The 11,875-nt window shown below is 67.8% G+C and carries 8 protein-coding genes and 1 riboswitch; of the genes, 2 read left to right on the top strand and 6 right to left on the bottom strand.

Annotated features, from left to right (window positions below; translation table 11 throughout):
• Positions 1-4: 4 nt before the first annotated feature.
• From thiS to thiC, 3 genes are all read right to left on the bottom strand, one after another.
• Complete coding sequence (gene thiS, locus JTE92_RS13200) at positions 5-202, bottom strand: sulfur carrier protein ThiS (protein WP_063241150.1); 198 nt, start codon at positions 200-202, stop codon at positions 5-7.
• Positions 203-214: 12 nt separating this feature from the next.
• Entirely contained in the window at positions 215-1,405 is a 1,191-nt protein-coding gene (locus JTE92_RS13195; RefSeq protein WP_174544883.1) for an FAD-dependent oxidoreductase, read from the bottom strand.
• A gap of 144 nt (positions 1,406-1,549) precedes the next feature.
• The gene (gene thiC, locus JTE92_RS13190; RefSeq protein ID WP_063241148.1) at positions 1,550-3,430 is read right to left on the bottom strand and encodes a phosphomethylpyrimidine synthase ThiC; all 1,881 of its coding nucleotides are present in this window, start codon (positions 3,428-3,430) and stop codon (positions 1,550-1,552) included.
• 100 nt (positions 3,431-3,530) lie between these two features.
• Positions 3,531-3,633, bottom strand: a riboswitch (TPP riboswitch).
• A 212-nt stretch (positions 3,634-3,845) separates the two neighbouring features.
• Between thiC and JTE92_RS13185 the strand changes: the two genes are divergently transcribed.
• The gene (locus tag JTE92_RS13185; RefSeq protein ID WP_063241147.1) at positions 3,846-5,516 is read left to right on the top strand and encodes an acyl-CoA dehydrogenase family protein; all 1,671 of its coding nucleotides are present in this window, start codon (positions 3,846-3,848) and stop codon (positions 5,514-5,516) included.
• A 24-nt stretch (positions 5,517-5,540) separates the two neighbouring features.
• Here JTE92_RS13185 and JTE92_RS13180 read toward each other — a convergent pair whose 3' ends face one another.
• Entirely contained in the window at positions 5,541-7,220 is a 1,680-nt protein-coding gene (locus JTE92_RS13180) for a GMC family oxidoreductase (RefSeq protein ID WP_063241146.1), read from the bottom strand.
• Positions 7,221-7,573: 353 nt separating this feature from the next.
• Here JTE92_RS13180 and JTE92_RS13175 point away from each other — a divergent pair, with 353 nt between their 5' ends.
• Entirely contained in the window at positions 7,574-8,977 is a 1,404-nt protein-coding gene (locus tag JTE92_RS13175) for a coniferyl aldehyde dehydrogenase (RefSeq protein WP_063241145.1), read from the top strand.
• Between the two features lie 10 nt (positions 8,978-8,987).
• On the opposite strand, the gene kdoO is transcribed toward JTE92_RS13175, so the two are convergent.
• Complete coding sequence (kdoO, locus tag JTE92_RS13170) at positions 8,988-9,932, bottom strand: Kdo hydroxylase KdoO (protein WP_063241144.1); 945 nt, start codon at positions 9,930-9,932, stop codon at positions 8,988-8,990.
• A 548-nt stretch (positions 9,933-10,480) separates the two neighbouring features.
• Complete coding sequence (gene metK, locus JTE92_RS13165) at positions 10,481-11,644, bottom strand: methionine adenosyltransferase (RefSeq protein ID WP_010813318.1); 1,164 nt, start codon at positions 11,642-11,644, stop codon at positions 10,481-10,483.
• Positions 11,645-11,875: the final 231 nt, after the last annotated feature.

Genomic DNA, 11,875 nt, shown 5'->3' with positions numbered 1-11,875 from the left:
GGGGTCAGCCTCCCGTCACGGGTTGCACGAGGTCGATGCGGTCGCCGGCCGCAAGGGGGGTGTTGGCATGCGCGGCGCGCGGCACGAACTGGCCGTTGACCGCCGCGGCAAAGGGGGGCGCGATCTTCGCCACGGTCACCGCATCCGCCAGCGTGGCGGATTCGGCAAGGGCGAGGGGTCGGCCGTTGAGCAGGATTTCCATGTCAGTCTTGCGTTAGTGCAGCAGCCCGGTGCGCGCGTGCAGCGCGGCCGCCGGCGCTTCCGTCACTGCCTCGATCATGCCGGGCCAGCGCAGCGCGGCAGGCACGGCGTGGGCGGCAGGATCGCCCTTGAGCAACGCGCCCACCACCGCGCACGCGGCCTCGGTCACTGCCGGGGCGATCAGGAAGCCGTGGCGGTACAGGCCGTTGACGCGGACCACGCGCGCCTGCTGGTCGACGCGGATCGCCGGCAGGTGGTCGGGCCGCGTGGGGCGGCGCTGCACGTTCAGCTCCAGCACGCGCGCCTCGCCGAAAGCGGGATGCAGCGAATGCGCCGCCGACAGCAGCTCCAGCGCGGAACGCACGCTCATCGGCGAATCGTCCTCGCTTTCCAGTTCGGTCGCGCCGATCACGTACAGGTCGTTGGGCTTGGGAGCAATATAGATCGGGTAGCGCGGATGCAGCAGCCGCACCGGCCGGTGCAGCTTCACGTCGGGCGCATGCACGCGCACTACTTCGCCACGCAAGCCCCGCAGGCCGGGCGTGGTGCCGCCGGGCTGCGCCGGCCACGCCGTGCGCGCACCCAGGCCGCGGCAATCCAGCACCACGTCGGCGCGGATGCCCAGCGTGGGCAGCGTGCCGGCTTCCACCTCGCCGGCTTCCCAGACGCAATGCACGCCCTCGCTGACCGCGCACGACAGCAGCGCGCGCAGCGCACCGCGGTTGTCGAGCTGGCCCTCTCCGGCCAGCAGCAGCCCCTGCGGAAAGCGGCCCGCCAGCGCCGGCTCGACTTCGCCCACGCCCTTGCCGTCCAGCGCCCGCAGCCGCTGCGACACCAGCTCGGGCGGCGCCACCGCGCGCATGCGGCTGGTGAACAACGACATCTCGCCGCGGTCGCGCGCATGCCAGACCACCAGCGTGCCATCCTCCTGGAAGAAGACCGGCTCCGGCAGTTCGGCCAGCCACGCCCGCCACAGGTCGACGCTGGCAATGCCCAGATCGACGATGCGGCGCTCGGCGATGGCCGACTCCGCCAGCGGCGCCAGCATGGCCGCGGCCACGTAGGCGGCCGAACCCGCGCCGTCCGGCCCGGCGCGCTCCACCAGCGCCACGCGGGCGCCGCTGCGCACCAGTTGCCAGGCGGCCAGGCGGCCGGCGAGTCCGGCCCCGAGGATGGCGACGTCAAACGACTGTACTGCTGTCATGAGGGATGTTGTGCCGGGCCTATGCATGCGGGGCATGCTTATGCACCGGCCTCCTTGTTGTCAGGGCCGCCGCGCGGGGCGCTGCGCGGGCGGCGGAACAAACGCGGGCACGGTCTGCGACGCCATGCCCGTACTGCCGTTGCCTTACGAGTAGATCTTGCTGCCCTTCTTCAGGAACTCGATCGACTTTTCTTCCATGCCCTGCTGCGCCTCCTTGGGCAGCGATGCCGCGTAGTCGCGCACTTCCTGCGTGATCTTCATCGAGCAGAACTTCGGCCCGCACATCGAGCAGAAGTGGGCGATCTTGGCGCCTTCGGCCGGCAGCGTGGCGTCGTGGTACGAACGCGCGCGTTCCGGGTCGAGGCCCAGGTTGAACTGGTCTTCCCAGCGGAACTCGAAGCGAGCCTTGGACAGCGCGTTGTCGCGCAGCTGCGCGCCCGGCCAGCCCTTGGCAAGATCCGCGGCGTGGGCGGCGATCTTGTAGGTGATGATGCCTTCGCGCACGTCTTCCTTGTCCGGCAGGCCCAGGTGCTCCTTGGGCGTGACGTAGCACAGCATGGCCGTACCCATCCAGCCGATATTGGCCGCGCCGATGCCGCTGGTGATGTGGTCGTAGCCGGGGGCGATGTCCGTCACCAGCGGCCCCAGCGTATAGAACGGCGCCTCGTAGCAGTGCTTCAGCTCTTCATCCATATTGGCCTGGATGCGCTGCAGCGGCACGTGGCCCGGGCCTTCGATCATGACCTGCACGTCGTGCTTCCATGCCTTGGCGGTCAGCTCGCCGAGCGTGCGCAGCTCGCCGAACTGGGCGTCGTCGTTCGAGTCGGCGATGCAACCCGGACGCAGGCCGTCGCCGAGGCTGAACGACACGTCGTACGCCTTCATGATCTCGCAGATCTCGTCGAAGTGCGTGTACAGGAAGTTTTCCTTGTGATGCGCCAGGCACCACTTGGCCATGATCGAGCCGCCACGCGAGACGATACCGGTAACGCGGTCGGCGGTCAGCGGCACGTAGCGCAGCAGCACGCCGGCGTGGATGGTGAAGTAGTCCACGCCCTGCTCCGCCTGCTCGATCAGCGTGTCGCGGAACATCTCCCAGGTCAGGTCCTCGGCGATGCCGCCGGTCTTGTCCAGCGCCTGGTAGATCGGCACCGTGCCGATGGGCACCGGCGAGTTGCGCAGGATCCATTCACGGGTTTCGTGGATGTGCTTGCCGGTCGACAGGTCCATGATGGTGTCGGCGCCCCAGCGGATCGACCACACCATCTTTTCCACTTCCTCGGCCAGCGACGAGGTCACGGCGGAGTTGCCCAGGTTGCCGTTGATCTTGACGCGGAAATTGCGCCCGATCGCCATCGGCTCCAGCTCGGTGTGGTTGATGTTGGCGGGAATGATCGCGCGGCCCGAGGCGATTTCCTGGCGCACGAATTCCGGCGTGATGTCTTCCGGACGCAGCGGCAGGCCCGCGCCCAGCGCGTTGCCCGGGTGCTGGCGCAGCAGCGCCTTGTATTCCGGCTTGTCGTACAGCGCCTGCAGGTTCAGCGACTCGCGCAGCGCCACGTATTCCATTTCAGGCGTGATGATGCCGCGGCGCGCATAGTGCATCTGCGACACGTTGGCACCGGCCTTGGCGCGGCGCGGATTGGTCAGCTGGGCGAAGCGCAGGTGCGCGGTGGCCGGGTCGTTGGCGCGGTCGCGGCCGTATTCCGACGACAGGCCAGGCAGTACTTCGGTATCGCCGCGCTCATCGATCCACTTCGCGCGCAGCGCCGGCAGGCCGGCCTTCAGGTCGATATGCACGTCCGGGTCGCTGTACGGGCCCGAGGTGTCGTACACCGGGATCGGCGGATTGGGCATATCGCCCTTCTCGGTACGCGTGGACGTCTGCAGGATCGTGCGCATCGGCACACGGATGTCCGGACGGCTGCCGTTAATGTAGGTCTTGCTGGAAGCCGGGTAGGCGAATTTCTGGTCGAGATCGCTCTCGAGCGATTCGAAGGAAGCAGCGGGGGCAGTACGGGCCATGGGTGTCGTCCTCTCTCTTGCGGGGTGGACGAAACCAGGAGCCCTGTGAGCGCCGCCGTGGCCTGGGGCCTGGAGGCGAGTCCCGGAGGGACAAGAGCGTTTGGTCTTGCTAGAAACTTCCCACGCCGGTACTAACCGGATCGGGTTCGAAGGGACTCTCTCAGCTCGCACGGCCCATCCGTACGGCACCCCTGTTTCATCCAACGGGGTGAATTTAAGCACAGAGCACCGGTGGGCGCCAGTGCCAGTTCCCCGTCGTTTGTGGTGCCACACCTGTGCGCATAGGTATCGAATCGCGCATGGTGCAGCGCAAAAACAGGCATCAAGCGGCCGAGCATGCACTCAAACGCGTGTCAGGTGCTCTACCATGCAAAGCAAACGGCAAGCATCGAACCGATCCAGGAGACATCCCAAAATGACCGACGCCGCCACGCACCGTGTCTTCAACCAGGTGCCGGACCTTGCGCACTACAACCTCTTCGGCTGCGATCCCATCGTCAGCGCCGCGCTGGAGCGGCTTGGCGGCGGCTGGCATGCCGAGGCGCTGGGGCAGTTCGGCGCGCGGCTGGGCGAGCCGGAAGTGCAGCAATGGGCCGCCGACGCCAACCGCCATACGCCCGAGCTGCACACGCACAGCCGCACCGGCGAGCGCATCGATTTCGTGGAGTTCCACCCGAGCTGGCACGCACTGCTGTCGCTGCTGCGCAGCCAGCAACTGCAGGCCCTCCCCTTCGCGCAGCCGCGCGCGGGCGCGTGGAGCGCGCGCACCGCGGGCTATTTCCTGCAGGCGCAGGTTGAGTCGGGCTCGCTGTGCCCGACCACGATGACCTTCGCCAGCATTCCGGTGCTGCGCAAGGAAGCCGCGCTGTTCGCCGAGCTGGAGCCGCGCCTGTATGCGAGCGAGCATGATGCGCGCGACCTGCCCTGGCGCGACAAGACCGCGATCATGATCGGCATGGGCATGACGGAGAAACAGGGCGGCTCGGACGTGCGCGCCAACACCACCGTGGCGCGCGCCGTACGTGGCGAAGGGCGCGGCGCGGAGTACGCGCTGACCGGGCACAAGTGGTTTTTCTCGGCGCCGATGTGCGACGCGCACCTGGTGGTGGCGCGCATGGGCGCCGAAGACGGCCCGCTGTCGTGCTTCTTCGTGCCGCGCTTGCGCGACGACGGCAGCAAGAACCCGATCCAGATCCAGCGCCTGAAGGACAAGCTCGGCAACCGCTCCAACTCCAGCAGCGAGGTCGAGTTCCGCGACGCCACCGGCATCCTGATCGGCGAGGAAGGGCGCGGCATCCCCACCATCATCGAGATGGCGACCAATACGCGGCTCGACTGCGTGATCGGCAGCTCGGCCATCCTGCGCGCGGCCTTCGTGCAGGCGCTGCACCATACGCGCCATCGCAGCGCCTTCGGCCGCCTGCTGGCCGACCAGCCGCTGATGCGCAATGTGCTGGCGGACCTGGCGCTGGAATCCGAGGCGGCCTCGCTGCTGATGATGGAACTGGGCCACGCCTTCGAGCATGCCGAGGGCGACAACCCCGACCCGCTCGCCGCCGCGTGGAAGCGCGTGGTCACGCCCGCGGCCAAGTTCTGGATCTGCAAGCGCGCCATCGAGGCCACCGGCGAGGCGATGGAAGTCTGGGGCGGCAACGGCTACGTGGAAGAAAGCCCGATGGCGCGGCTGTACCGCGAAGCGCCGGTCAACTCGATCTGGGAAGGCTCGGGCAACATCATGTGCCTGGACGTGCTGCGCGCGATCCAGCGCAACCCCGACGACGGTGCGCGCCTGCTGCAGGACCTGCAGCGCCGCGCCGGCGGCCATCCCGCGGTGCGCGCGGAACTGGCGTCGCTGCAGGCGCTGCTGCGCGAGGCGCCGGAGCACCTGGAAGCCAATGCGCGCCGCTTTGCGCAGGGGCTGGTGCTGACCGCGCAGGCGGCGCTGATGCTGGCGCATGCCGATGCGGAGAATGCGGAGCTGTTTGTCGCCAGCCGGCTCGGGCGCCAGCACGGGCGCGTGTTCGGCACGCTGGATGCGGAGGCCGAACTGCTGAAGCGCGTGGCGTCGCGCGGCTTCGAAGGCTAGCCGCGCACGTACGCAACGCTCGCGTCACGCCTCCATCGACTCCAGCACGCGCAGCATCACCCGCGGCGCGTAGCGGATCAGGTCATGCGCGCGCTCGCCGATCATGATCGCGGGCGCGTTGATGTTGCCACCGACCAGCGTCGGCATCACCGAGGCATCGACCACGCGCAGCCCTTCCACGCCGCGCACGCGCAACTGCGGGTCAACTACCGCCAGCGCGTCCATGCCCATGCGGCAGGTGCCCACGGGGTGATAGATGGTGTCGGCACGCGCGCGGATCATCTCGCGCACGTCGGCATCGTCGCTGCCGTCGGCACGCAGGTGCGCGGAGTACAGCTCGCGCCCGCCGAAGCTGGCCAGCTGCGGCTGCGCGAAGATCCGGCGCACGATGCGCACGCCGGCGACCATGTCGTCGAGGTCGCGCACATCGCTGAGGTAGCGCGGGTCGATCAGCGGCGCCTCGCGGATATCGGCCGACGCCAGCCGCACCTCGCCGCGGCTGCGCGGGCGCAGCACGCACACGTGGCACGAATAGCCGTGGCCGAAGTTGAGCCGGCGCATGTGGTTGTCGGCCATGCCGACGACAAAATGCAGCTGCAGGTCGGGCTCGGCCAGCTCAGGGCGGCTGCGGAGAAAGCCACCGGCCTCGGCGAAGTTGCTCGACAGCATGCCGGTGCGCTCGCGCCGGTAGCGCAGGATTTCCGACAGCAAGGTCATCAATCCGCTGAACGACACGCCGAACAACTCGGGCGCCGCCACGCGCTTGTGCAGGATGACGTCGAGATGGTCCTGCAGGTTGGCGCCCACGCCGGGCAGGTCGTGAACCACGTCGATGCCCAGCTCGCGCAGCTGCGCCGCCGGACCCACGCCGGAGACCAGCAGCAATTGCGGCGAGCCGAAGGTGCCGGCGCAGACGATCACGTCGCGGCGCGCGCGCAGCAATTGCTGGCGGCCGTCGCGCGCGACCAGCACGCCGGCCGCATGGCGGCCCTCGAAGACGATGCGCAGCGCCTGCGTGCCGGTCAGCACCTGCAGGCGCGCGCGCCCGCCGTTGCAGGCCTTGTCGCGCGTATTGCCGCCATGCAGGTAGGCGCGCGCCGCGTTCCAGCGCTCGCCGGCATGCTGCGTGACCTGGTACCAGCCCACGCCCTCCTGCTCTTCGCCGTTGAAGTCGTCGTTGCGCAGGTAGCCCGCCTGCTGCGCCGCCTCGATAAAGCGCTCGGCGAAGGGATTGGGCGTGCGCAGGTCCGACACATGGAGCGGGCCATTGCCGCCGTGCAGCGGGTCGTCGTCGCTGCCGGCCAGGCGTTCATTGCATTCCGCGCGGCGGAAATACGGCAGCACGTCGTCCCATGACCAGCCGTCACAGCCGGCGGCGGCCCAGTCGTCGTAGTCGGCAGGCCGCCCGCGCGTGTAGATCATTGCGTTGATCGACGAGCTGCCGCCCAGGCCGCGTCCGCGCGGCTGGTAGCCACGGCGGCCGTTCAGTCCCGGCTGCGGCACGGTTTGGTAGGCGTAGTTGCGTGCGCCGGCGCGCGGCAGCATGGCGGCGCACGCGGCGGGTGTGCGTACCAGCACATGGTGGTCGTGCTGGCCGGCCTCGACCAGGGCAATGGTGTCGTCCCCGCTGTCGGCCAGCCGTCCGGCCAGCGCACAGCCCGCCGATCCCGCGCCGACGATGACGTAATCGTAGGTGGTTTCCATCTGTCTCCCCGCGTGTCCGCAGGCGGCGCGCGTGAGCCGGGCGCCGCGCCGGCCGCGCGTGCCCTGTCCGTCCGGCGGATGGCAAGCTGTGAGATTCAGTGTAGGCGCTAGGCGGAACGGAGGTGAAGGGCGGCGCGCTCTCGTGCGGCGGTGCGGCGGGCGCTTGAAATGCCGGCCTGGGAGGATCCCTCCATTGCCTCGGCCAGCATGCTGGCTTATCTTGCGCGGGAGAATGCACTTGAACGCGCCGGAATGCGCAACAAATGCGACGCGATCGCGGGGCAACCGCCCGCATCCGCGCCGGATCCATCGGCAAGCCAGCTTGCCCGCCCAACCGCCCAGGAGCGCCACCGATGCGTGAAGTCCCCGATATCTCGTCCGTGTTTGGCGCCATGCACGCCGCCTCGCGGCGTGACCAGTTGCCGCCATGGACGATGCGGGCCGACCGGCTGGAGCGCCTGCGCCGCCTGCTGGCCCAGAACCACGAACGCATCGCCCAGGCCATCCACGACGACTTCGGCAACCGGCCGCGCCAGGAAACCGCGCTGCTGGAAATGTTCCCGAGCCTGGCCGCGATCGACGACGGCCTGCGCCACGGCAAGCGCTGGATGCGCGAGCGCCGCGTTGCCACCGGTTTCTGGTTCCGCCCCGGGCGCTCGCGGTTGCTGCCGCAGCCGCTGGGCGTGGTCGGCATCGTGGTGCCGTGGAACTACCCGCTGTACCTGACGGTGGGCCCGCTCGCCGGCGCGCTGGCCGCGGGCAACCGTGCCATGGTCAAGCTGTCGGAATACACGCCGCGCTTTGCCGCGCTGCTCGCCGAACTGGTGCAGGCGGAATTTGCGCCGGACGAGATCGTGATCGTCAACGGCGACGCCGAAGTGGCCAGCGCCTTTACCGCGCTGCCGTTCGATCACCTCCTGTTCACGGGCTCGACCGCGGTCGGTCATCATGTGATGCGCGCTGCCGCGGCCAACCTCACGCCGGTCACGCTGGAACTGGGCGGCAAGTCGCCCGCCATCGTCGGGCCGGGCGCGGATCTGACGCGCGCCGTGGAGCGCATCCTGGTCGGGAAGCTGATGAACGCGGGGCAGACCTGCATCGCGCCGGACTACGTGCTGGTGCCCGATGACCTGCGCGAGCCGCTGGTGCAGGCAATGCGCGCGTGCGTGGACCGCCTCTACCCCGACCTGGCGCGCAATCCCGACTACACCAGCATCATCAGCCCGCGCCACTTCACGCGCTTGCAAGGGCTGGTCGACGATGCCGCGGCGCAAGGCGCGCGCGTGGTGCCGCTATCGGATGCCGGCCCCGACGCGGCCGCACGGCGCATGACGCCGACGCTGCTGCTGGACGTGCCGGAAAGCGCCACGGCGATGCGCGAGGAAATCTTCGGGCCGGTGCTGCCGGTGGTGACGTACCAGACGATCGACCAGGCGCTCGACTTCATCAACGCCCGGCCACGGCCGCTGGCGCTGTATTTGTTCGAGCGCGACCGCCACACCATCGGCCATGTGATGCGCCAGACCGTCGCCGGGGGCGTCACGGTCAACGACACGCTGTTCCACATCGCACAGGACAACCTGCCGTTCGGGGGCGTCGGCGCCAGCGGCATGGGCGTCTACCACGGCAAGGCCGGCTTCGAGACCTTCTCCAAGCTCAAGCCGGTGTTCCACCAGGCCGGCCTGAACGGCGCCGGCCTGCTCAAGCCGCCTTACGGCAAGACTTTTGCGTCGATGCTGAAGCTGCTGTTGCGCTGAGGTCAGCCGCTCAGGACACCAGCATCGGCCGTCCGAGCATGCGCGCCAGCACCGCCTCGGGCGAGTGCGTGTGGTCGGAAATCGCCTGCGGCGCGAGGTAGATGGTCTGCTCCATCATCGCGCGCCCGCGCATGGCGGCGTGCAGCAACTGGTCGCTGAACACGATCCAGGTCGAACCGGGCGGGAAGTGGAATTCCTGCTGCGGCACGTCGCGCTGGTAGTCCAGGTCGGCCTTGGCCAGGTCGTGCAGCTGCAGCATGCGGTGGTCGTATTCCGAGCGTTTGCGCTTGGTGATGTGCAGCAGCTTCATCAGCGCCGCCTGGCCTGGCCACATGCCGTGGGTCTTCGGGACAAATTTCTGCGCGAAATCGCCGAACGGCTCGCCCACGCGCCATACGCGCGGCGCGGCGGGGTCGATGTTGTGGAACACGCGCAGCAGGCGCTTGCCCAGCATCGGGTTGGAGGGGAAGGAATCGACGTGCAGGCGGGTGTCGTCCTTGCGCCAGCTGACCGGGCGGCCGGCGATCTCGCTGGGACGCAGCGAGGTGCCGGCGCGGGTCATGTGGGGGATGTATTCCGGGAACAGCGTGCGGATCAGCGACTCGCTGCTCTCGGCGTAGCGGCGGATCAGCTTGTACAGGTCGGACAGGTCCTGCTGGGTGCCCTGCGCGCCGCGCACGGCGGTGTCGTTGGCACGGAGGTTGATGTTCTTGGATTTGCCGTCGGAATAACGGGCGTCGAGGAAGCGTTCCTCGCCGGGTTCGAAGTGGAACTTCAGGTTGGGGAAATACAGTACCGCACCCTGCTCCAGCTCGCGACGCAGGGTCGCGCGTTCCTCGGGGGTGACCTGGGGGGCCCACGTGGTGTAGGGCTGTGGGCGGATCAGGTCGAGGTTGCCTCCCGACGCGGAGCGGGTCGGCGCGGTGGCGGGAGTAAGGGCGGTTGCTTCAGGCATGGCTGTCCTCTTGGGCGGTGCCCCGGGAAGGTATATATGGTTCGTGTGGATTTTACTCTCTGTGTTGGAGGTGGAGATTGAGGCGCTCTTGGGCGCTTACCCCTCTGCGGTTCGTGTTCGGGAGCGTTGCTGTTGCTGCTGACGCGATTGTTGAACGAGCCCAGAGCTGGGCGTGGCCCCTGCTGACGGCGTCAACGCGGGGACGCCGGCAGCAGGCGGCCTACGCCCTGCATGGGGATCGTCCAATAGTGGATTAACGCAGCCACCATCCCAAACTCACCTGGCGTAGCAGGTCCGAACCACCACCCACATCGAACGGAAATCACCACCGCCCGAACCACCCACGCCGATGAATTGATAGCCAGCCGAGGGCGGAACCAGGCGGTTCAACGGCCGACAGCATGTCACCAACAGCGACAGCGGGCGCCAAAACAGCCGACAACAACCGACCACCAGAAAACAAAAAACCCCACCAACCCTTGCGGGCCAGCGGGGCTTGCCGAAGCCAGAAGTGCCGGAGTCCAGAGGTCCGGCCCCCGAAATACCACTTACAGTCCAGCAGCAGCCCGCAACGCAGCCGCCTTATCCGTAGCCTCCCACGAAAACTCCGGCTCTTCACGCCCGAAGTGACCGTAGGCCGCAGTCTTCTCATAAATCGGCCGCAGCAGATCCAGCATCTGCACAATACCCTTTGGCCGCAGGTCAAAATGCTCCTGCACCAGCTCCGCAATCTTGGCGTCCGGAATCTTGCCGGTACCTTCCGTGTAGACCGTCACGTTGATCGGACGCGCCACGCCGATGGCATAGCTCACCTGCACCTGGCATTGCCGCGCCAGCCCCGAAGCCACCACGTTCTTGGCCACATAGCGCGCCGCATACGCAGCCGAACGATCAACCTTGGACGGATCCTTGCCCGAAAACGCCCCACCACCATGCGGCGAAGCGCCACCATAGGTATCAACAATGATCTTCCGCCCGGTCAGGCCGCAGTCGCCCTGCGGGCCGCCGATCACGAAACGCCCGGTCGGGTTCACCAGATACTTGGTTTCCTTCAGCATCTCGGCCGGCAGCACCGGCTTGATGATCTCTTCGATCACCGCTTCACGGATCTGCGCCTGGGTGATATCCGGCGAATGCTGCGTCGACAGCACCACGGTATCCACGCTGTGCGGCTTGCCGTCAACGTAACGCACCGTCACCTGCGACTTGGCGTCCGGACGCAACCACGGCAGGCGGCCGTCGCGGCGCAGCAGCGACTGGCGTTCAACCAGGCGGTGCGCGTAGTAAATCGGGAACGGCATCAGCTCCGGCGTCTCGTCGCAGGCGTAGCCGAACATCAGGCCCTGGTCGCCGGCACCCTGGTTCAGGTAATCATCCGAGGCACGGTCCACGCCCTGGGCGATGTCCGGCGACTGCTTGTCATAGGCGACCAGCACGGCGCAGCCCTTGTAATCGATGCCGTAATCGGTGTTGTCGTAGCCGATGCGCTTGATCGTGTCGCGCGCGATCTGGATGTAGTCGACGTTGGCGGTCGTGGTGATTTCCCCTGCCAGCACCACCAGGCCGGTGTTGCAAAGCGTCTCGGCAGCCACACGCGCGTACTTGTCCTGCGCCAGGATGGCGTCCAGGACCGCGTCGGAAATCTGGTCGGCGACCTTGTCGGGATGGCCTTCGGAAACCGATTCCGAAGTAAAAAGGAAGTCGTTTGCCACGAACTTATTCTCCAGGTTGGCTATTGCGTGCCACCCGGTCGGGTTCATGGCGGCGACGCTTTAGCGGTATTTAAGACGGCCCGGTTAGAGCCGCATCGCCCCGCAAGTTGTCAGTTAACTCGGCGATACACGCTATTATACGCGCCTGCCGGGCTCGTTGCAGCGCGCCAAGGGCGCCGACGCAACACGCTGCCGCCACGGCATGCCGTTTGCCCGGATTACGGCAAGCCG

Origin of the sequence: Cupriavidus oxalaticus, assembly GCF_016894385.1 — a bacterium.
Taxonomy (GTDB): domain Bacteria; phylum Pseudomonadota; class Gammaproteobacteria; order Burkholderiales; family Burkholderiaceae; genus Cupriavidus; species Cupriavidus oxalaticus.
The sequence above is the reverse complement of the archived record's forward strand: the minus strand, read 5'-3'. Positions and strand labels throughout refer to the sequence as shown.

What these genes read in the sequence shown, in the direction of transcription:
- thiS (WP_063241150.1), bottom strand. Translation starts at nt 202, where the DNA reads ATGGAAATCCTGCTCAACGGCCGACCCCTCGCCCTTGCCGAATCCGCC.
- JTE92_RS13195 (WP_174544883.1), bottom strand. Translation starts at nt 1,405, where the DNA reads ATGACAGCAGTACAGTCGTTTGACGTCGCCATCCTCGGGGCCGGACTC.
- kdoO (WP_063241144.1), bottom strand. Translation starts at nt 9,932, where the DNA reads ATGCCTGAAGCAACCGCCCTTACTCCCGCCACCGCGCCGACCCGCTCC.
- JTE92_RS13175 (WP_063241145.1), top strand. Translation starts at nt 7,574, where the DNA reads ATGCGTGAAGTCCCCGATATCTCGTCCGTGTTTGGCGCCATGCACGCC.
- thiC (WP_063241148.1), bottom strand. Translation starts at nt 3,430, where the DNA reads ATGGCCCGTACTGCCCCCGCTGCTTCCTTCGAATCGCTCGAGAGCGAT.
- JTE92_RS13185 (WP_063241147.1), top strand. Translation starts at nt 3,846, where the DNA reads ATGACCGACGCCGCCACGCACCGTGTCTTCAACCAGGTGCCGGACCTT.
- JTE92_RS13180 (WP_063241146.1), bottom strand. Translation starts at nt 7,220, where the DNA reads ATGGAAACCACCTACGATTACGTCATCGTCGGCGCGGGATCGGCGGGC.